The organism is Rhizobium sp. NFACC06-2, from assembly GCF_900101425.1.
Lineage (GTDB): Bacteria > Pseudomonadota > Alphaproteobacteria > Rhizobiales > Rhizobiaceae > Agrobacterium > Agrobacterium leguminum.
Genome location: NZ_FMVA01000002.1, coordinates 290,065 through 311,373 on the forward strand (window position 1 = coordinate 290,065; position 21,309 = coordinate 311,373).

Genomic DNA, 21,309 nt, shown 5'->3' on the forward strand with positions numbered 1-21,309 from the left:
CGCCCCGAACCGCTGTTCGTTGTCAAAACATATATCCACTACTGCATAGTTTATCAACATCGAAAATGAAAAAAACAGACAGTCGCCCGCGTTTTATCAACTATCTATCTGAAATTAAATGATAATAATTTATACCAATGCAGCATGTGGCGTGTGCATTGGTGGATATGTGGCGACATGAGGAGTGCATGAGGCGGCGTTAGGACGGCATGAGGAGAGCATGAGGGCGCGCCACGGGTGGCATGAGGTGGCGTTAGGTGGACTGATGAGGAAAACAGGTAGACGCCCCGACAAAGAGAGACACACAGAAAGAAAGTGCTGGACGGCCTAAGCCCTGCCCTTTGCACCCCATATGCGCCCATCAGGACACCTCATGCGATGCTTAGTCTCCTTGGAGTGCCACAAATGCAGGGCTTCCGCGTGTCGTGTGGCGGTATCCGTGGCATTACGGGGGTCACCATGCGCCGCCTGAGGTAGAATGAGGGGGCCGAGGGGGGACCACGCGCGAGCATTTCTATCGATTGCCGCCTCGGATTTTTTCAGCAAAATAGGCGCGGGCGTATTACTGGGGGAAGTCGTGGAGCCAATTATCTCATCACTAAAGGAGTTGATCGCATCGCCAATATCAGCGATTGCGCTTTTCTTCTTTGCTTGGGTGATCACCTTTGCCGCACCGGATGCACTCAACGTCCACACAGTGGCCATCCTAAAGGTTCTCTCAGGTTCGGTACTGGCCGCTCATGTGGTCACTTGGGTTTTTCGTCAGGCTAGCCAGAGGGTCTATCTGTCCAAAAAGCGAGAGCGTGTCATTCGAGAACGTGAAGCGCACAATGAACTGGTCAAGGGAAATTTACGGCATCTAACCAATGAGGAACATGACTTCCTGATAGAGGCTCTCGGCTATGCCAGTGATGCGGGTATCGTTAGGAAGTTCTGGATGGATAACGGTTTTGGCATCCCGACCCATATGCATAGGCTAAGGCAGCTTGGACTGGCTAAACCATGGCATGCCAATGGGGTAGTGCCTAAGCTGCTGACCGGAGATGCTGATCTCTGGAAATTCGAACCGGCAGTTATGGAGATTAGAGAGGAAATCCTAGCTGGGCTTTATTGACTTCTCCTGCGAGGGCGTAAGCCCGAGAAGGAGAAGCGCCACAAAACTGCGCGGTCAACCGAGGACGCTGCGGACGATACCGGCGACCATGGAAACCACCATAAGCGGGACAATCCAGAACCAGAGGTTTCCAGGACCGAGGCTCTTCCATCCTTTGAAGAGCATCTTAACAAAAGAGATTGGATCATTACCGTAAGGGGGATGATCGGAAGAACGATGATCAGAGGAAGCCATGCTGGTCTCTACCGTGGATGATGGAAACCATCCCTACGATCTCATCTCACGAGATACAAGCATGGGACTGATCATACCCAACCTATATATATGAACCGGAGGGGATAGGTTTCCTCCTCCTATGGTGAGGGGTAATCGAATATTGGATCGAGTGGTGGGCCGACATGGTGTTTCCTGAGAAGCAGTACCAGCTCGACCCGCATGCTTTGCGTCCCGAGTTCCAGTATTCGCTGAAATAGCTTAGGAGCCAAGGCATCGTAGTAATTGCACGGGTCTCTATTTGTAATGAATTGGTAGAAACCAAGTGCGCCACTCAGAGCGCTTTCTATATCCCCATCGTCATTGAAAGAGAAAACCGCATGCGAAGCAAGTGCGTCAATGAACCAGTCATTGTGCTCTTTAGCTTCGAGCTGCCATCGATCTAGTGTCTGAGGAGTAACGCCGATATCTTCGGCAGCCTTTATTATATTTTCGCCATCTGCCAAGAAGATGAGATTTATCAGCTTCGCAGTCGGCTCCCATCTGTGTTTAACCTCCATCACAAAGTTAAATCGACAGGGCTGACACCTATATCTCTGCACTCCACGTACTTTACCGTTTTTGACAAAGGTGTCGCCCCCACACTGGGGGCAATAAACGTCTTCATCCTCCATGCCGTGCTACTCCTTCTCGACCTCGGTAGCGACGGGTTTCCGCCAGTTTCGAAGCTCGCGAAGTAGCGCGCTTAGTGCAGCGATTAAGCCGCTGATAGCAACAATTGTTGCAGTTAATTGAAGTAAGTCCACTCGCTTCTCCTTTCGGCTTGGAACCGAATCCAAAATAGGCCGATGGACCCGCAAATTAAATGGCACTTTTTCACCAAAAATAAATAGATAGATGGGGAATAGGGCCTCCGAAGAAGCCCTAGTTTTACTAGTTCAGCCAGGACGGCTCATCGTCCATCGAGAACCCGCTGTTGCTCTGGCAAAGCTCAATGAACGCCTCGTAGGCTTTATCCCGGAGACCCTCCAGGTGTTCCTCGTGCGCCTTATCGGTATCCCGTGCCATGCTCTCGGACCAATAGCCTACGGCCATCGCAAGCACGTCCAGGCGGTCATCCTTGGCCAGGGAGCCACGGTCGCGGGTGATACGGCTCATCTGGTACATGAGCTGCCTGATGGGTTCTGAGGTGCCCTTGTGGTCATGCTCGATGACCTTCTGGTCGAACACGAGGCGGTGCTGGTTCATCAGCGGTTCCAGAGTGTCGCAGATGCGGCGCTCCTTCTGCTGATTATGCTTCACCTCTTCGATCTCGCAGGCGTGGATGCGGGTCACTACGGGCTTTAGGAGCTGGGTGAACATGCCGTCACCGAAGTTGGCTTCGACAATGATCTTGTTCGCCCCGTGCTGCTTCGCCAGTAGCGCTAAGCCCTTGAGGGTAGCCTCGCCATAGCCGTCCTTGAAACCTCCACTGGCGACCACGTATAGCCAGCCATTAAGGTGTTTGACGATGGCATAGGCCGTCTCGTCCTTGCCTCGGCCTGAGGGGTCGATAGCCATGACGCAGCCGGTGTATTCGGCCATCTCCGGGGCCATCCACATGGGGCGGTGATAGGCATCGCCCTGGAGGCCGACCATGGGAATGTCCAGCCGCTTATCAGGGTCCGAGGACCACATGAGTTTGACCGGGGCCATCCTCGGGTCGAGCGTGGTGACCAGAAGATCACGGAACTTGAGAGGGTATCTGTCCTGGTCGGAGAGGCTGGTATCGAGCATGAACTGGAGGGCGAAACCAGAGCGGCCATAGGACGCCTCACGCTCCAACAGGTCGAGGTCATGGAATCGCTTGGGGTCAACTGGGGTTCCGGCTGGAGCGCCGTCCTGGATCATCCTCATGACAAACGGGGACAGTCGGCCCTGGTACTTGTCCGGGTCCACCGGGATACGTGCGGGCCAGATGCGAATTTCATAGCCACGCTCGGGGAGTCGGTTGTAAATCGACATTTCCGTCTGAGGGGTGCCGAGGTAGATCACGCGACCACCTGGTTTCAGAACGGCATCGAACTCCTTGATGCGTTCAGCCAAGAGGTCGCGCATGGTCGAGGTCATCGCGTTGTTCAAACTCTCAACGTCATCGGCAATGATCACGTCAGCGCGGGAGCCGGTGAGCTGCCCGGTGATACCCACGGACTTGACCGAGGGAGACTGGGATGCCCCAGCCGGTCCTACGTCGAACGCGATGTTACTGTCTCGCTGCCCCTTCCCCGGCTTGAGATGCTCAAGGATAGGCATCTCGGCAATGAGGCGCTTGGTGAAGGTGGAGAATGCATCCGCTCGATCTTTGGCAGCGGAGACAACCATGATGTTGAGTTGGGGATTGTTGAGGAGAAGCCAGCAGACGAACGCCGAGGTTACCCAGGATTTCCCCACGCCACGGAACGCTTCGATTACGGAACGCTTTGGTCCCTTCTGGAGATACTGGGCAAGGTCGTATTGAACGTCTGTCGGCTGCGGAAGATTGAGGTGCTTCCAGACGAGGAACAGGAAGTTCCGAAAGTCACGCAGCACCGGGTCAGCCGGGGTCAAACTGGTCCCCGAGCTAAGTTCTGATTTGGATGTCATTGGTGGCCTTGGGGCTTCCAAGGGCGCATAGAAAAGGCAGGCTCAGCGTTGTGCCGAAACCTGCCTTAGCGAGCGAAAGGCCGCACTGATGCGCCTTTGGGGAGTTACGAGAAGAGGAAGAGCCAGCAGCGGTTGCTTGACGGTGTTCTCATTTCGTTCCATCTATGCCGACATGGCAGGAAGCTTGAGAACCCTAGAAGAAGCAGCTCGGCACAACATGTTGATTGTTGTGGAGTGCAAACGCTGTGGCCGTGTTGGTAAATTCCTTGCGCGGGACGTTGCGTCGTACAAGGGATGGAACACCAGCCCGTGGGCTTTGAAGTTCCGCTGTGAAGAGTGCAAGGGCCGGGAAATGAAGATCAGTCTTGAGTTCTTCGACCCCGACCCCAGGGGCGCTCATGTCATCTGGCGACCAGTCAAGGTCGAGCGCTAGCAGGGAAGCGTGTTTGCAGCTTCCTCGTCATCTGCCTCGGTGAATGGCAGGGTGTGACTGAGGCGTTCCAAGGGGTCGCCCTTCTTCGGAACGCTGTCGATGCCGTTGTCCTTGAGGAACTGGCGAACTACCGAAAGGTCCGAAGCAGTGGCTTGCCCGCCGTTAACCCGGTCGAGAAGCTCCTGGGCCAGGGCCTCGTGAAGGTTCTTCATGATTTCGCTGAGATTGGTCATCGCAGTATCCATGCTTTGATTTCCTCCGAGAACGTGCCGATAGCTGCGGCCAACAGAACCCAGCCCCACCGGATGGAGGACAGGATGCCGACTTGTCGTTCTCTTTGGTTTTCGAGTTGCGTGATGCGCGTGTCGTGATCGTCAATGAGTGTGTCGTGATCATCAATGCGCTTGTTGATGCCGCCCTGCTGGGAGAGCAAAGTGTCTACCTTGCCCTCCAGCCGTCCGAACATCAGATAGAAGTTCTGAGTGTCGTCCATTGGTCCTGCTATTTGATCTGAGAGGCCCATAGCCAAAGGTCATTGAACTGCTCCATCGGAATACCCTGCATCACCCGGAAGGTTTCCACTGCGGGGCTAAGTCGCTCGTAGCCGTTCAACGGTGGCTCGGTGAGTTCAATGCGGAGGATTTCAGCTTGCTCTTCATCCTCGATATCATTGAGGGAAGACAGCACGGCGTCTTTTCTCACGCCGATGCTGAGAGCAGCAAGCCATAACTGCCTACCAGAAATGTTCGGGAGGCCCATGTCTACCGAAGGTTCATCACCGGGGCTTTCCATGGGGGGTGCATCAACTAAGTGGAACCCGCCTTTGATGGTCACAGCTTTACCAGCCGTGAAACCAGCAATAGCGTTCTGATACTGCTCCCAAGTAATTTCGACGGCACCGACTTGGGGGTCGGTCGCAACACCGCCTTCGAATGCGTATGGCATTATTTAATCCTCATTACGTAATCGACACCAAAGTTGCGCGGGCGAGTTTCTTCATCACCTGCGTATTGGATCGAGATGCCCGTGGTTGCCCCCCACGTATTACCGAAAGAAAAGACGGCGGGAGGCTGATCGACTGAGGTTGACCGGCCCGTAGAGGCCGTGCCGTTCTGAACACCACCGTGGGCGTGTCCTGGGTCGTTGACGCCGTGGTTGTGTGACTGCACTGCGAAGTATTGATGAGCGCCGCCGTTGCCCGGACGCAAGAATGCGCGGGACGTGTTGATCAATTGAACCTGCCTGCCATTGAATGGAGAACCGGCCAAGTTGATGATGGCGGCAGCGCTGATTGCGGGCCAACTTCCCGTAACTGCCTCCGAAGTGAGTATGCCGTTGTTGTATCCGCCCGAGCCTGTCTGCCCCGCAGTAAGGATGATGTAGCGATAGCGCGGGTTGTTGGTCGGCGGATACGCGGTCCCGGCAATGCCCATGCTTGCGGGGATAGGGACACCTAGCGGCTGTGTCGCCCACGGGTCATCAACAATTGCCGCGAGAGCGTCCAGCTGAGCCTTGGTCGCAGCATCAGCCTTCGCGGGATATCTCGCATCAGCTTGAGACGTTGTGTAGTAGCTCGACGGGTCGAACAAGGCAGCATCTTCCGCCGACTTCTTGGCGGCAGCAGCGGACGCAGCGGAAGCTTCCCGGTCCAAGCCAGTCTGCACCCTATCGGCAGCCGTAGCGGCACGATCAAGCTGCGTCTGGTTCTTGTTTGCGAGGGCATTGGCTTCCGACTGAGCGGCAGCGGTGGCCGAACCAGCAGCGGCATTCTTGGATGCCAGGGCGGCGGCGGCACGACTGTCTGAAAAGGCCGCAGAAGCTTCCGACTGTGCAGCCGAGGTCGCAGCATCGAGAGCCTTTTGCGTTGCGAGGACCAGTTGGGAGGACATAGCAGTCTCAGCCCAAAGCTTTGTCACGGCGTCTTGGGCACTGACAGGGTTTGCAAGGCTTGTAATGCGGCGGTTGAGCGCCGAGAACTGTCCGTCCTCAGTGACAGCCATGGATGCCGCGCCTTGATCGAACGCTTCCTGAGCAAGAAAGAACGACTGGAGGGTCGAGGTGTTGAGGTCCGACTGGACCAGAGTGGAGCCATCGGTGAACGTAACGAGACGGTCCACCCTTGGCGTCACCCTTCGTACCTCCACAACGGAACCCGAGGGAGGAGCCGTGGTCGTCTGGAGGCGGTAGGTATCGATCCACGAGAACGGCACAAGGACGCCATCGACCCGCACCGTAACGTGCGCTTTCGAGAGATATTCGCAAGGAACATCGAAGAGGCGGTTGCTGCCATCACCCGAGGAGTGGGCATATGAGAGAGGCATTGCATTCTCCAAAAACGAAGAAAGCCCCCGCCACTGTTATGTGACGAGGGCCGAAAGGTTTGATCGGGTGCAGTTATTTCTTCGGTGACCACTCCGGGAGCGGACTGATCATCGTTGAGAGGAGCTGCGAAATTCCATTGAGGTTCTGGAACGGAAGGATGCGGGCAAGGTTTCTGGCATCTGCCTGCGAGAACCGCTTGCCGTGCGCTTGCTGACCGAAGACGCTGAGAGCCTTGATACCGCTGGATGCCAAATCGGCCGATGGGTTTCCGAAGATTGCATCCGACCCCAGCTCGGTAGACCGGGCATCGAAGATCGGCTGACCACCCTCACGTAAAGGAGCGCCCAGGGTATCAACGATCATAGGCATAATGGTAGCCCAGGAGCCGTTCTGGACGCCCGCAGCCGCGATGCTTCCGAGAGACAGGCGCTTCTCCAGATAGTCCTCCCGGTCACTGCGGCCCACTGAGTTGGCATAGGTCCGCATCATGTAACTCATGGAGGCAGCAAAGGAGGTCGTGATGAACGCCGTAGCTGTCGTGGCATCCCGGAAGTTGAACCCCTGGAGCGTCTGCTTGGTGTAAGCCGCCAGCACGAAGGAGCGGAACTGGAGGAACGTCCGAGCAAGAGGAGCTGACATCCACATGGCCATCTGGCCTATGTCGTTCTCTTGGATGATGGAGCGGCTCAGACGGAACGCGGCGAACTCGAAGTTTGCCACGGCCTCCTGATCTGCCCACTTGGAGAAGTTCATCGACTTGAGCCGACCATCCTTGAACGTAGCGTGGTTGCGGATGTTGTCATAAATGGCCTCCACCCTGCGCTGATCGAGGTTAAGCGCGGCCAGTCGCCTTGGGTTCATCGTAGTTTTCCCTTGGGCCATCAGCGCGAACTTGTTCATGATCGCCCTGCCGGTCCAACGCTGGAGCGCGGTATTCACCGGAGCCATGCCGGACATTGCGGAGACCGCACGTTTTCCGGCTTGAAGGCCATCGTCCAACTTCTGGAGAATTGGGTTATTGAAGGCATCCAACGGGTTGTCGAAGATATCCTCCCTCCGGTGCGTGGAGTGACGAACCCAGTCTGCACCAACGCCCGTCATCTCCTCCCATTCGCGGGCCAAGGCATCATCTAGCATCCCAGTCTTGGCATTACGCCACATTGCCCGGAACGAAGGGACGTTGGTGAACGAGGCTTTGAGGCCGAGCTGGGAAACCGTGTTCATAGTCTCCGACAACTGCGCAAAGCCCACCTGCCCCATCACGCGGATGAAGTTATAGTCTCTGGCCATCCGAAGGAACTGGCTCCATCTCGACCCCTCGTTCCAAGTGGGCTTCCCGACGATGGTGTTATAGACCCAGTTGAGGCGCTCAATGTCCTCCTTGGTGGTAGCCTGGATGCCCTTCTGGTCACCCACGTCACGCACCTTATCCATCAGGGTTTGCCATTCGCCATCCGAGGTGATGCCTTTGACGAAGTGTTCATCGCCCAGGTCACCGGCCTGCCACTTCGGGTTCCTGATCTCCATGCGAGCCATGGCGATACGCCCCGACATTTGCCGGGAATAGGACCGCATGAGCGTGTCTGCATCGTTGACGAACAGGTCAGAGATGCGGACGAACTGTGCCCCCGGCTGGCCGTTGGAATATGGGAGCATGAGGCCGAAGTTCTCATCATAGAACATCCGGCTTTTCCCGTGGCGGCTGGCACCGTCCTTCTTCCCCGGCTTCATGTGACTGACAACCGCGTCGATGTCGGCCTCGGAGAGATCGGTGTCCCGCGTAAGGTTTGCCTTGAGCGCGTCGAGGTCTTCACCCGAAAACACCCGAGACATCCCCTGTAGCTCACCAGCGGAAAGCGAGTGGAGTTTCCTGATGTAATTCGAGGCGAACTTGTTGGCCAACTCTTCGCTGATCTCGTCATTGACCTCACGCATGGCACGGGCAACCAAGCCCGAGAGGGTCTTATGGCCGAACTTGGTGAGGTGTTCCTGAATAGAGCCGAGATCGAAGATGCGGGGGACATAGAAGTCGTTCCGTGTCATCCCTTCGAAACCCCGAACAGGGCGCAATGTGCGACCATCGATAAGGCCGGGGTTCGCTGCGGTCTCCGCATAGGTGCCCAAGATATCCCTGAGGATGGAGCCTTGGGCTTTCACGGCGGGGTCGTATTCCACCATGAGATCGCGATCTCGGACGAACGCGGTCACCTGCCGATGAAACTCATCGCGGCTGACTTCCGGGTTCCGCTCCTTGAACTGCTTCCAGTTGGCTTGGTTGGAAGCTGCCCAGCGGGCCTCGGCACGTTGATGAAGGAGCGCCTGGACTTCCGAAGCCCCGATTGGCGTTAGGCCGGTCTTGTTGCGGGCACCGTCCTCTACGATCACGTTACCGATCATGGAGGTGAGATCGTTCTCGGAACTCTTGAGTGAGTAAGCGCTGTCATATCGCGCACCACCTGCATGGAAGACATCCGGCCTCTCGGCATCGCGAACGATATCCGCAGTGTCCATCCTGAGAGGTTCCCTCGGGTTCACCTGCATCGCACCCGTGGTTGACCCACCGGCCGGTGACAAGGCTGTCCCGTTCTGCATGTCCCTGCCAATCTTCTGGAGCTGCTGGGCCTCCTCACGGGTTGCCGGGTTTCTCGCTAGGGAGCCGAACGCGCCGCCCAGGAGCATGCCGGTGCCAATGCCCCACCATAGATCAGCACTCTCGGCGGTAGGTTTGTTCGCGTAGATAATGCCTTCGGAAACCGCAGCGCCTGCGCCACCTTCGGCACCGGCCAACGCAATCTGACCCATCCGACCAAACCGAGCCGCCATAGCAGCAGGTGCTCCGGTTCCCATGGATACAGCCGAGATGCCCGCGCCCGCAGCCCAAGCCAAGGGGTCCGTCACGCCCGCCGCGATCTTCAAACCGACACCGCCCCATCCCATAGATGCAAGACGTTGCTCGGCTTCCAAATTCTTGATGATGGTGTTTCGCATCAGCTCCGCATGGGGAAGTGATTGCGCATCTGCGAAGCGGTCCCAGTATTGCTCCGGGACGCCTTTGGTGAGTTCCTCGGTGAGCTTCTTGTCGAGCCGGAAGTTCGGGTCGGGCGCTGCTTCGGGTCGGTCTTGAAAGAGCGCAACAACTGAGGACTGGGAGCTGACGGCATCCTTCACGCCCTGCCAGAGCGATACGTCCGGCATAGCATCCTCACGGGCCTGGGCCGCTTCCCTGTCTTCCTGCATGGTTGTCGGAAGCATTGGCTGAGTAGCGTCCATGACTGACACGGTGTTCTCAGGCTGGCCTAGGGTGTAGTTGGATTGCGGCTGGTCGGGACCTGGGTTCGAGAAGGTGAGCCGAGTGGGTTCCCGATTGCCTGATGAGGGGGCGCGGTTGTAGGCTTCGCGTAGCCATTCAGCAGCGTTGTCACCGCTTCCATCAGCCCCCCATACGCCAGGGTTCCCGAAGCCGATATGCATAGAACCGGGCTGCATGTAGCCCTGCCCTGCACCGAAGCCAGTGACGCCAGCACCACGAGCACGTTGGACGATCTCTTGGAAAACCGGAACGTCCGCAGGGTTCGACCAGTCGAGCTTCCTGCCGTTTTGGTAGAAGAAGACATCCGCCGCGCCGCCGTGGTCATGCCGAACGGACCCCGTGCGTTGACCTTTGCCAGCCTTGGCCTCTTCCTTGGTTACCTGCCCGCCACTGAAAACTTCCATTTCGACACCCATGTCCTCAAGGAACCCAAGGGCGCTGACGAGATCGCCGCTGATCGGAAGGTTACGCTTTGCGCCACGGTTGGCGTACCGCAGCCACGAAGGCGCGCTATTGCTGTTTGACATAGGTGGTCCTTAGAAATGGAAAGGGCCACCCGAAGGTGACCCGTGTTATGGGAGGAAGTGTTTCTCGATATCGACCCGCTCCTTGGACAAGGCTCGGTTTTCTTGCTTCGTATCCTGAGCATCGATCACGCCCTGGATGACATCGGCGCGGCGCTTCTGATCAAGATCGTAGAGCGAACGCAGGCTGATGTTCCCGCGAGCTGGGTTCTCGACAGGATATTGACCGAGCTGATGGACGATCATCCAGCCCTGCCCATTGGTCGCGGGGCGAAGCGTTAGGTCACTGACATCAACGCCTTCCTTGTCTCCGAAGTCCTTCACATACTGTTCGATTGCGAACGTGGCGAGTTGGCCGAAATTGGGCGGGATGTCGCGGCCTGCGGTGTAGACGAAGTTTCCATTGACCTCAGTATGGGTCGCCTCGAAACGCTTCTTGGCTTCATCGAGCGCTGCATCGGTTCCCATCCCATTCTGAGCATAGAACTTTCCGAGGCGTCCGATCTCGTTTGCAACGTAGCCTTGGTTTCTCGGAGCAGATGAGAACCAGCCGGCGATGCCGCCAAAGGTGATATCCTTCACCCGCTCATCAATTGCATCGAAGCGCTGCTGCGTCCCTGCCCCCTGAAACTTCGACGGGTCCGAGGTCTGCATCATTGCAGTCTGCATCGCCTGGGTAGGGTTCATCTTCCCGTATTGAGTGGCGATGCGATAAGCCTCGTAGAAATCCCGGTCGGAACTGTCCTTTATGTGTGTCTCAAGAAGCTTCGGGTTGGCCGAGTGTAGCTTCATGTAGAGATCAACACTATCCTGGAGAGCGGGCGGCGGTTCGCCACCGGAGAGCGTGAATTGCGTTGCGGCCTTAGGACCGGCACCCAGGACATGCTCCCATTTCGGGTTCGTGAGATTTCCGACTGAGAAGCTCTCAACCTGCATCCCGAAAGCCTGCTCGGGGGTAGCTTTGCCCTTCCCTACGAGCCACTCCGTCTGATCGACCAAGCGCTTGGCCACTGCCTTCTTCTGGTCATCCACGGAGATCGTTCGGGTTTCCCCTGTCTTCGTGGGGACGGTTGCTTCTTCGATATACGGCAGCATGCCCCGCGTGGTTGCTTCGAGGTTCCGGGAGACTAGATCTTCCTCGGCCTGATCAGCAGCCTTTTGCAGAGCGATCTTCTGTTCTGCCTTGGCCAGCTCCTTGGACTGCTGCTCGTTGAAGGTGTCGTTCTGATTGATCAGAGAGAGGACTTGAGCCTCTGAGAAAGCCCCAGGGTTCGCCCGGTGCCAAGCCACAAGATCATCTCGTTTTAGCTGGCCCTGTCTGGCTTGGTCCCAAAAGTCCATTCGGACATCACGGGTGGCTTCCTCGTTCTGCTCGAAGTTTTGCCGCTTGGCACCGTTCTGGATACGGACGGCATCCGCCTGAAATTCCCGGTTGGCTGACAAGGGACCGAGAACAGTGCCATCGGCTCCCTTGCGTTCGGAGTTGAGGATGGCGTTGACCATAGCCATGTCGCCCTTGGCCGCGAAAGCTTCGGCCAGACGGACCATCTCCCTGTCTTGCTCCTTGAAGTCCACATGGAGCAGAGATCGGTTGCCCTCGTATTTCCCCCGTAGGGTACTGACGATTTCCTGGGGGGATTTACCGGCGTCCCGTAGTGCAGTGGCTTCGCCATGGAAGGTGTCATAGACGCCGCTAACGGTGTCCTGCTTTACCTGCTCGGTCTTGTATTGAGCCTGAGCGGTCTTCGCCCTGGCACCGAAGCCGTCCATGACCTTGGTATACGCCCCGGTGAAATGGGGGTCGTTTCCATACTGCTCCAAGTCTTCCGAGGTTCGACCACGGATAAGACCATCGACATCACCAGAGTTCTTATCGAAGTTGGTCTCGTATTCCGTGGAAAGCTCATTGACGCGCTCATAGGCCAGCCGCTCACCGTACTGCTTCATGAAAGCAGCCTTGAACCACGGGTTATCCATCTCGGTCATCTTGCCGCTATTCACAGCATCACGGGCCTCTTGGAAGCTCATGCCGCCAATACGCCGCATAGCGCGGTCCTCGGCGTCCTTCTGTGCCTTCGCGGCTGAGTTATCGAGAAAGTTGGTGAGCGCTGGGCTGATTTGAGCAAGCGCCCCGGCGAGCTGCTGGAGGCCGTTGGGTCCAGAAGGTGCGGCCTGAGGGCGGCTATAGGTGTCCACCGGGCGAGCCTGCGGCTGCAAGGCTACATCCCCGATGGGGTTACGAACCTGCACCCGGCCACGGTTCGCACCACCCACGGAGGGGCGGTCATCTTGTCGGGTCAATCCCGGTAGGTTTGCCATGGTTACCCCTTGGGCTTGTTGTATTTGTCGTAGCTATTCAGGCCGATGCCACCGATCTTGAGCGCAGCCGCAAACGGGCTGGGGCCGGTTGCCCACGGCATGGAGTTGATGCGGTCCTGGGCTTTCGCCTTAAGGCCGTCCATCTCCCGCGTGAGGTTTGAGGTGGTGAAGCCGCTATTCTGGCTGATTCGGTCCTTGGCGGTCGCCTCTTTGCCGTAAACGTCCGCGAGGAGAGCATCGACCGAGAGACCGGATACACCGGCTTCCCCGGCTGCGGCCATGGTGGTGGCACGGGCTGCTCGGGCTTCGCGGGAAATGTCCTGCTTCTGAACGGCGGCAGCATCTTCTTCCTGGATCTGCCGCGTCTGAACGTCAGCATATTCTCGGACAAGGTTTGCGTTTGCTGCTTTCTGGTTCTCGCGGACCATATCGTTCTGCGCCTTGGCTTGCTGTTTGGCACCAATAAATTCCATGCCGGTCTGCACAGCACCAATCGCGAACGAGCTGACCATCATTGTAATGGGGTCGCACATTGGTCGTTCCTAATTCTGACCACCTCGAAGAACGGATGGTCTCCTGGGCCGAGGCCCTTGACGATGTTGATGAAGCTGAAACCACACCAGCGGAGCCACCTGTGATGGAGGACATTCCGGCAATCGGTATAGTTCATGAGGAGCTGATACTTGTCTTGGAAGAGATCAACGAACGGCTTGGTTTTCCTTAGGAAGTCCGTCCGGTGTTTGTGGATGTCATCGCTCGCCAACAGCCAGATGCACCCCACCATTGGAGAGACAGGGTGCGGAGCTGTGCCAAACATCACGACCGGCTTGCCATCCTCATCAATCCCGGTGAAACACCCATCGGGAGACTGGAGGCCGTCCATCAGGCTCTCTTCCATAGTCACGCCCCCAGCGGCCAAGACTTCCTCGACATCCTCCTTGCGGAGCCGAGGGGCCAGATAGGCAACGTCCTCGGCGGTCGAAGGTCGGGCTGTAAGCATCTTAGGTTCTCCTTGAGCGGATGATGAAAGTGGCCTCCCATTCCGCAGAGAGAAGCGCGCAAGGAAGCGGGGTGTCGTTAACGATCTCGATCTTGATGTCCTCGTTCCGGCCCGAGATCGGGAAGCGAAAGCGGCCTTGCTCGATAGATGGAGCGCCGAGGATGTTGTGGCCTGAGCCGATAACCCGGCCAGAGAAGATCGATCGGAAGGTATCTCGGCGGAACGGCGTGACCTCCGCTCGGAAGTAACCAGTATCGTTGAATGTTACGATCATGCGCCGAAGCTGCATGCGTCCTGCGCCCACGGTCATCTGCCCACCGCCTAGCGCCTCTTCCTTGATGACCAGCTTTGAGAAGGTGTATCTAAACTCGAAGACCCTTCCGACCAGGAACTTGGTCACCTTCCCCTTCACAACGAAACGCTGATCGGCCCAGGTGAATGGCACAATTTGACCGCGACGATACGGGCCTTCATCCATGCCGATAATCTGGAAAGTCGATGGCGCATCAACGGTGTACGGAAGGGAAATCCTTGTGGTGTCTGAGGTGGCATCGTAGGTAACCGCGCACTGACTGGAGGTTACCCGCTGGTCGAGAGCGAACATGAAGGGCACCCCCTCATCGAACCGCCCCGCCTCCAGGCTGATCACCTCGAAGGAAACCTGCCCGTTCCTCTCGACAAGCATCCAAAGATCGCTCTCGATAAAATCGACATAAAGGATTTTGGAGCCGGGGCTTAATGTCCACTTCGACCAAGAGGATTGGAGCTTCTCCAGCTCTTGCCAGTAGTATTTGTAGACATAGAGGGCGTTCGGCTCTTCCGGCGTGAGCGCCACGAGGACATCCTCGTTTGAGCTTGCAGCCAACTTCGTGACACCCCCAGGGATGTACTTGGGCACGTGCGCGGTAATGTCTGCCGCGTCGTTGGTCTTCGTCTCGCCATCGACGTAATATTCCCGGATACCGGAGAAGGCGCCTTTGTTCATTGCGAAGTACACGTTTCGGCCAGCACCCACCGGCTTCGCCAAAAGCGATGCTTGGAACTCGGTAGTCTGGTTGATCGAGATCGTGAACGGGGTGAGCATGTCGCTGGCCCCAAGCATGAACTGTGTTTGGTCCGAGAAGAGCAGAAGCGTCTCATTGAACGGGATAGCATGCCGGATGATGGACACCTTCGAGTGGCTCACGGCCACGTCAATGGTATCTGTATCGAGAAGCTGAGTTGCCGAAGAGCGCCAGAAACAGAAGAACTCGCCCGACCGGGAGAAGACAACGTTTTCATCCGCGACTATGCCGAGGCGGTTTCGATGGAAGAATAGGTCGTTGATCTGCTTCCCGACGAATGAGGGCGGCGGAATGTTTTCGGCGTCACCTACCTTACGGGCATCCCATGGAATTTGTTCGAATGAGAATGTGCCATTGGACAATCGCTTCAATGCAAACGGGAGCGTCCCACCGTTGAGACGATACTGCTGCCCGCCACGATAGCTTTCTTTCCAAACTCCGGTCGCGTTGCCACCCGTTGGGTTGTCATATTCGACCCAGTAATTGTCGAAGCTAGACGAGCTATCCCCACGGATTTCCACCCGGAACCCATGAACGGCACGGGCGGGAAGATCAGTGAAGCGCTGGACGAAATCCTTGCATACCTTGATGCCCTGGTCGCCAAGACCGTCTTTAGTCTGGACATAAAAATCGGCACCGTCTCGCCGCACAACATGGATGGTCGAGCCATGCAGAGACAAAGCGTATTGTGATACGAAGCCCGCATCGTTGTTGAGCTGGTTTACGAGGTTCTGCGCGATGAAGTCTGTAGCGACTTGGTTTGACTGTGTGGCTGAGCTGCCGTCTGGCGTCTTGAACTCACGGTAATAACCGCCAATGTCGAGGCCATAGGTGAGGCCATATGCGCCTTGACGAACCCATACCATCGCTTCCTTCTGGCGCGTAGGTGTGAGCGTCCCCTCCATCTGGACCGTGATGGCGCGATTGAGGATGAACGTATAGTCGGCCACGGTGACCGCCACGAAGTTGGCATCAGGCGCGCTAGATGCAAGGTAGCCTTTGCCGTTGGGAAACGCCACGGAGACCTCGGAGCCGTCCATGCGGAAAACCCGGAGGTTACCGTTGGTTACCACCACTACATACCGCTCAGTAGCATCGCGGTTGATCATGTGGATATAAGCGCGGCCCAGTGATGTATTGCTGATCTTAGCAATGAAGCGCGCAGGTGGCCGCTTCTTCAAACCCTCGACCACAGAACTGTAACCGTTGATTTGGGCCTCCGCTTGGGATGACAAGCGAAGAGAGTATGGCTGCTGAGAAACCCCATTGATGAGGTTTGGGATGGTCGTGCTGATCAATGTCATCGGCTGGTGACCTCACCGATGAATGCATTGTCGAGGATGTTGTAATCAGCGGTCTCGCCTTCGGCTTCCTCCAGCGCGAACAAAGCCATCTGCTCATCGCGTAAGGTGAAGTTCGAGAGAAGTTCGGAACCAATCTGTCCCTCATTGAAGCGCCGTGCAGCCTTGACGGTGATGTACGTTCGGGCAGCTTCGGGAAGTTCTTCGAAAGGCAAGAGGAACACGATGTCCACCTTCACCGACCGACCGATTTGGAAGGTGTGGTTCTTCCGGTCGTAAAGCCGCTGGCCACGGTGGACTAGATCGAGATCACCATCTGCACCCGAGGTGTCCACCTTGAGGGTGTTCTTGGGAAGCCGAAGCTCGCCCTCGGGGTACGTCGCAGCAATCGGGTAGTTCTCTTCGGTGTTCCAATGCCAGCCCTTGAGTTGGACTGCGCGGTTCACCGCAGATAGCGCCTGGAGCGCCATCACAGCGTCAATGACGCCATTGTCCTCCACACTGTTCACCGGGGGTTCGCCAATGGTAGCGATGATCTGGTTCACAGCTTCGAGGACCGTAGTGGGGGTTTCTGCCAGCATGGCGGGCCTCCGGTCAAATGATGAAAAAAAGGGGAGCAAGCCGAAGCTCACTCCCCTAGTCGATTGTGGTTTTCTACCCGAAGGTGGATGATATTAGGCCGAAGCAGCGGCTCGGACTTCGATTGCAGCCTGGGGACGCAGGATGCCGTGGCCGACTGCGTACTTGGAGATCACGAAGTGGGCCTGACGGCGCGGGTCGTAACCAGCGTCGAGACCGAGATCGAGCAGCTTCACCGTGCCAACGGCCTGCTTCTGCATGACCAGCATCGCGGTCTTCGAGAAGTCACCGGCATAGCGAGCAGAAGTACCGGCTTCGACGCCTTCCGTGATGTTGGCGCTCGGGAGGTTGTTGGTCTTCACGATCTCGATACCGGCAACACGATAGACCTTGCCGTCCGAGTAAGCACCAGCGCCACCGAAGTCGCGGTTGATGGTCTTCTCGGCCTGGACCAGCTTGTAATACTGGGCCGGACGGACGAAGGCGTAACGGTCCTCTTCGGGAACGTCCTTCTCATCGAACTTCTGCGCAGCAGCAAAGAGAGCTGCGGCCAGATGGTCGCCATTGCCGAGAAAGTCAGCCGAGTTCGGCATACCGCTCTCGTTCTGGAAGACGACCGAGCCGCCCGGAAGACCGGAGACAGCATTGGCCGCACGGGCTGCGAGGACGCCGACCTGGAGGACGTGCTTGTCCATGACCTGGGCAAGCTTGCGGCCCTGCTCGGTCGTGACGATGGAGCGCATGTCGTAGTGGTTCTTGGCTTCATCGATATTCGCGAAGTAAGCATCCGAGACCAGGAGGTCATCGATATGGATGAGGACTTCGTTCTGGTTCACCTTCTGGCCCACCAGCTCCTTGCCCGGAGTATGGTAGTAGGCGTCGATGAGGCCGGTCGCCGGGAACGCCGCAGACTTGCCCGAAGAGATGGAGCGCGTCATGTGGCGATCAGTCATAACCGTTGCCTTTTCGAAGGCCGTCAGAACTTCACCGGCATAAATCTTTGCGAAGGTTGCATCGACTTCACCAGCGCCGTTGATCTGGCCAAGGCGGGTTACATTTGCATCAGTCATATTTGGATTTCCTGTGATGAGTTTGGAAGTTGATCAGGCTTTCCAGCGAACTCGTCACAAGCAGAACCAAGGTTATCCTCCGCAGAGGGCAATGGGTCGGCATGTGTTGTTTTCGGGATTTACCTTTGCGTCACCGCGCATTGCTTTGGCGCAGCGTGACTAGACTTCATCATCAGGAATAAGGTGCCCCGCCCGCCGAAGCGGGAGGAGCAAGATCATAGTTATTTCAGGGACTTCATCGCCTGATCAGCAGCGGCCCGATTTGCCTGGACCTTGGTGTTCGGGACGATATTGGCCACGAAGACGAGAACCTTGTGGAGTGCGACCAGAGCCTTATTGTCCACCGGGGTGGGTGTAAGGTTCACGATCTGCACGGCCACGACTTCTACGGCGAAGGCGATTGCAAGGAGTGTCTCCCAGTTGGACAGGAGCCACGCCCAAACGGTCGTGAGAATTTCCATTGATTTTCCTTGGTTGGATTAGAAGACGTTCGATCTTCCAATTTTGGCCTGGACCTCGGCACGGTAGGCCGGGTCTTTGGCGTAGCGGGGGTCGGACATTGCCGAGGTGATCTCGGCAGTGGACCGGAATGCATCGACATCGGTGTTTCCGTTACCGCCATTGAGGAGGCTCGGTTCGTCACCCACCGCCGATTTGTAGCGCGCCTGGAGGCCACTGATGGCAAGCTTGATGCTGCCAAGGTCGCCACCATCCATCACCTTGTTGAACGCGGAGACTTCGGCTTTCGACATGTTAGCCGCAGCCCAGTTGACCATCTGGCCATAAGCTTCGGCACCACCGAACTCGGCCTGAACGCTCTCGACCATCTGCGCAGCCTGGGCTTCCTGGCCAGCGACATAGGCGTCTACGATTTCCTTGGGAACACCGGCCTTGGCGAGTGCATCATAGGTCGCCTGGGACAGCTCGCCGTTTGCCGCATACTCAGCAGAGAACGCATTAAAATCGAGGCCGAGAGCTTCGACCTGGGCCTGGGCGTCCTCGGCGTTCGCCGGGACTTCCGGGGTCGTTGTGGTCTGGCCCTGCTTCTTCTCCAGCTCGGAGTAAGCCTTGGCCATGTCTTCCCAAGAAGCGAACTTCTCCGGGAGGCCAGCCGGTCGCTCGACCTTCGGCGTTGTCGGTTGCTCATGCTGGCCGGACTTGGCCTGAGCTGCATCGAACTTCTCGGCCATCGCTTGGTCGTGTCCGTTCGGGGCGTCTACCGGACTTGCATTTGAGGTTGTTTCAGTCGTCATCAGTTGTCCACGATGGTAAAGCCGAGCGACCAAGGGGCGGTCGATTGCGGCTGAGTTGCGGGTTCCGGGGATACCTCGGGGGTCTTCTTGGGTTTCTTGGAGCTGGCGGCGGGCTTCGGCTTCGCAGGCTCGGGGGCCACCTCAGGGGTGACCTCCGGGGTAACTGCGGGCACAACCTCGGGCATCTCCGGTGTCACCGGCTGGGTGACTTCGGGGGTTTCCATGGGTTATCCTTGGGCTTCGGGTTTGAGCTGATCGCGGACAGCACCGGCCATCTCAGGCACGAATTGCTGTATCATCTGCTGGAGTTGCTTCTGCTGGCGCATCTGCTGAACCTCCTCGTCACTTCGAACGAGGCCGGTGGCTTCGATGCCGATGGCAGTTGCGGAGCGCTTGATGTAATCGCCAACGTTCAGATACTCGGCCAGCACCTCGGGACCGAGCGGAGCCAAGCGCTGGAGGAGACTGTCGAGCTTCATCTGATCGTGACCACGACCAAGAGCTTCAAGGCCGGTCGTGATAGCGGGCTTCACCACGCCACTGGGCAGCGGCGGAAGTTTCCTCGTGCGTTCTAGGGAGAACATGATGCGGGACACGAGGGGAAGCTGGAACTCTTGGGAGAGGATGGAATAGACGCCACCCAAGGCATCCTCCAGCTCGCCCGCCATGTAGCGGATTTCCTCGGCAGTTACCCGCTCCCCTGCCCGTTGGATGGCAGTGTTGAGAAGGAATGCCATAGCAAGCCGCTGCGAAATCTCGCTCATCGTTTCCTTGGCGATGCGGAAGTCAGCGTACTTATCGAGCTGGAGGAAGGTAACGTCTTTGGCGTCACCAGAACGGACAGCGCCGTTTGGTGCTTCCGCAATCACCTTCTTATTGGTGGACCCATTCGGGTTTACCAGGATGAGGATTTTGGCAGCAGCAGCAGAGCCTTCGACAATCGCCTTGGTTAGCGTTTCGAGAGACTTGAGATCGCCGTAGTATTCCTCGACGTAGCCACGGCCATAATCCTCGCCGTCGATCTTGGTGAACCGGAGCGGTATCCAGGCGGACTTGCCTTTGGGATACGTACCCTCAGTGCCCGGAACCTTGACGCCTTCCACCTCTTGGTAGATGCGCCACATGCCATTCACGAGTTTGACATGGGTGTAGAGATCGAGGGTCTTATCCGCCGACATCGCGTTGTTGAATTTCTGCTTGGCGTTCGGGCCGAGTTTGGCAACGAACTCCTTGGGCAGCGTGTCGGGAGCGACGGTCTCCTTGGTGATATGCTCAAGGATATTACCCATGGGGTCGCGCTTGACGACAAAGCGGTCCAATCGGTAGGCCCTCATGCCTCCCTCAGGTGGAAGGTAGAGGAGAACGTTACCGGCCACGATGAGCTGCTTGAGCGCTTCGAAGGCGGTGACGCGGATTGCTGCTCCCTCGATCTCCGTCATCACGGCGCGCTCGACTTTGCCGAGGGCCTCTTCGACCAGAGCCTTCATGCCTTCCTGCTTCGTGAGTTCTTCAATCGTGAAGTCGTCAATCAAAAGGCGGAAGATCGGGCTGTTCGGTGGAAAGAGTGCGAGGAGGAGCTTCGAGGCCAGATTGTTGACGCCTCGTGCACCGATGCCCTGGAAAGGGGTCGGGAGAGATGCATCGCCATTGTGGCCTTCGGGAGGGAGCAGCGTGGGAATGGTTAGTTTCGCTGCGCTTCTGGCCCTGGAAAGGAACGGTTGGCGCAGCCGCTCAAGCTGCGAGTAACGCGCAGCAGCGGTCTTGGCCATGCTGGGTTCCTTAGGCTTGCGGGATATTCAGTCCGGTTGAGCCGCCAGTGTTCCCAGCATCGAGCTTGATGCGAAGAGAGTTACGACCTTTCTTACGGGCCTTCTGGACGGACGTGTCGTTGTCTTCCTCTCGGATGACATCACCCTGGGCGGTAGCTGCCGAGGGCGCAGGGGGTGCCGGTGCGGGAGCTGGTGTCTCCGACTTGGGCACTTTAGGGGTCTTGCACATTAGGGTGACCTTTTCAGGCGTCCCTCGTTCTGCTCGTTAAACTGTCTTCGAAGGAATTGGATAATCCTCCCCTCACCTGCCTTTGCCCAAAGCTCTCGCTCGGAAAGGGAAATGTCGGGATAGGTTGGGGGAAATCGCTTCTCCAGCTCCTTGAGCAAACCTTCGGGAATTGGTGGAATGGATTGAG

Annotated in this window: 19 protein-coding genes; 1 reads left to right on the forward strand and 18 read right to left on the reverse strand. The window is 57.3% G+C overall.

Annotation, left to right across the window (positions count from 1 at the left end; genetic code table 11):
- Positions 1-577 precede the first annotated feature (577 nt).
- Complete coding sequence (locus F3H58_RS05815) at positions 578-1,114, forward strand: hypothetical protein (protein WP_149741519.1); 537 nt, start codon at positions 578-580, stop codon at positions 1,112-1,114.
- Positions 1,115-1,168: 54 nt separating this feature from the next.
- Here the strand turns inward: F3H58_RS05815 and F3H58_RS05820 are convergent, their stop codons facing one another.
- From F3H58_RS05820 to F3H58_RS05905, 18 genes are all read right to left on the reverse strand, one after another.
- Positions 1,169-1,348: a hypothetical protein gene (locus F3H58_RS05820; protein WP_149741520.1), complete on the reverse strand. Its 180-nt coding sequence runs from the start codon at positions 1,346-1,348 to the stop codon at positions 1,169-1,171.
- Between the two features lie 119 nt (positions 1,349-1,467).
- Complete coding sequence (locus F3H58_RS05825; protein ID WP_149741521.1) at positions 1,468-2,001, reverse strand: IS1/IS1595 family N-terminal zinc-binding domain-containing protein; 534 nt, start codon at positions 1,999-2,001, stop codon at positions 1,468-1,470.
- A 259-nt stretch (positions 2,002-2,260) separates the two neighbouring features.
- On the reverse strand, positions 2,261-3,913 hold the full coding sequence (gene terL, locus F3H58_RS05830) for a phage terminase large subunit (protein WP_210246907.1): 1,653 nt from the start codon (positions 3,911-3,913) through the stop codon (positions 2,261-2,263).
- Positions 3,914-4,378: 465 nt separating this feature from the next.
- Positions 4,379-4,627 carry a DNA packaging protein gene (locus F3H58_RS05835; protein WP_210246908.1) on the reverse strand — a complete coding sequence of 83 codons (249 nt, stop codon included), beginning with the start codon at positions 4,625-4,627 and terminating at the stop codon, positions 4,379-4,381.
- Positions 4,612-4,875, reverse strand: coding sequence for a hypothetical protein (locus F3H58_RS05840; RefSeq protein ID WP_010971457.1), 264 nt, complete (start codon positions 4,873-4,875; stop codon positions 4,612-4,614). The genes F3H58_RS05835 and F3H58_RS05840 overlap by 16 nt, the downstream gene beginning before the upstream one ends.
- Before the next feature lie 8 nt (positions 4,876-4,883).
- Entirely contained in the window at positions 4,884-5,327 is a 444-nt protein-coding gene (locus tag F3H58_RS05845) for a hypothetical protein (RefSeq protein WP_035256515.1), read from the reverse strand.
- Positions 5,327-6,703 (reverse strand): phage tail fiber domain-containing protein, encoded by a 1,377-nt coding sequence (locus tag F3H58_RS05850; RefSeq protein ID WP_149741523.1) that lies wholly within the window; start codon positions 6,701-6,703, stop codon positions 5,327-5,329. The genes F3H58_RS05845 and F3H58_RS05850 overlap by 1 nt, the downstream gene beginning before the upstream one ends.
- 73 nt (positions 6,704-6,776) lie before the next feature.
- Complete coding sequence (locus F3H58_RS27120; RefSeq protein WP_188128791.1) at positions 6,777-10,541, reverse strand: hypothetical protein; 3,765 nt, start codon at positions 10,539-10,541, stop codon at positions 6,777-6,779.
- A gap of 45 nt (positions 10,542-10,586) precedes the next feature.
- Positions 10,587-12,755, reverse strand: coding sequence for a hypothetical protein (locus F3H58_RS05860; RefSeq protein WP_149741524.1), 2,169 nt, complete (start codon positions 12,753-12,755; stop codon positions 10,587-10,589).
- A gap of 104 nt (positions 12,756-12,859) precedes the next feature.
- Positions 12,860-13,390, reverse strand: a complete 531-nt coding sequence (locus tag F3H58_RS05865; protein WP_149741525.1) for a virion core protein, T7 gp14 family — start codon at positions 13,388-13,390, stop codon at positions 12,860-12,862.
- Positions 13,369-13,857 carry a DUF2833 domain-containing protein gene (locus F3H58_RS05870; RefSeq protein ID WP_149741526.1) on the reverse strand — a complete coding sequence of 163 codons (489 nt, stop codon included), beginning with the start codon at positions 13,855-13,857 and terminating at the stop codon, positions 13,369-13,371. The genes F3H58_RS05865 and F3H58_RS05870 overlap by 22 nt, the downstream gene beginning before the upstream one ends.
- Before the next feature lies 1 nt (position 13,858).
- Entirely contained in the window at positions 13,859-16,225 is a 2,367-nt protein-coding gene (locus tag F3H58_RS05875) for a phage nozzle protein (RefSeq protein ID WP_149741527.1), read from the reverse strand.
- The gene (locus F3H58_RS05880; RefSeq protein ID WP_149741528.1) at positions 16,222-16,803 is read right to left on the reverse strand and encodes a phage tail tubular protein A; all 582 of its coding nucleotides are present in this window, start codon (positions 16,801-16,803) and stop codon (positions 16,222-16,224) included. Before F3H58_RS05880 ends, F3H58_RS05875 begins: the two co-directional genes overlap by 4 nt.
- Before the next feature lie 93 nt (positions 16,804-16,896).
- Positions 16,897-17,871, reverse strand: a complete 975-nt coding sequence (locus F3H58_RS05885; protein ID WP_113090362.1) for a phage capsid protein — start codon at positions 17,869-17,871, stop codon at positions 16,897-16,899.
- A 221-nt stretch (positions 17,872-18,092) separates the two neighbouring features.
- Entirely contained in the window at positions 18,093-18,332 is a 240-nt protein-coding gene (locus F3H58_RS05890) for a hypothetical protein (protein ID WP_113090363.1), read from the reverse strand.
- 18 nt (positions 18,333-18,350) lie between these two features.
- Positions 18,351-19,124 carry a capsid assembly protein gene (locus F3H58_RS05895; protein WP_149741529.1) on the reverse strand — a complete coding sequence of 258 codons (774 nt, stop codon included), beginning with the start codon at positions 19,122-19,124 and terminating at the stop codon, positions 18,351-18,353.
- Positions 19,124-19,348, reverse strand: coding sequence for a hypothetical protein (locus F3H58_RS05900; RefSeq protein ID WP_149741530.1), 225 nt, complete (start codon positions 19,346-19,348; stop codon positions 19,124-19,126). Before F3H58_RS05900 ends, F3H58_RS05895 begins: the two co-directional genes overlap by 1 nt.
- A gap of 3 nt (positions 19,349-19,351) precedes the next feature.
- Positions 19,352-20,893, reverse strand: coding sequence for a portal protein (locus F3H58_RS05905; RefSeq protein ID WP_149741531.1), 1,542 nt, complete (start codon positions 20,891-20,893; stop codon positions 19,352-19,354).
- Positions 20,894-21,309 lie beyond the last annotated feature (416 nt).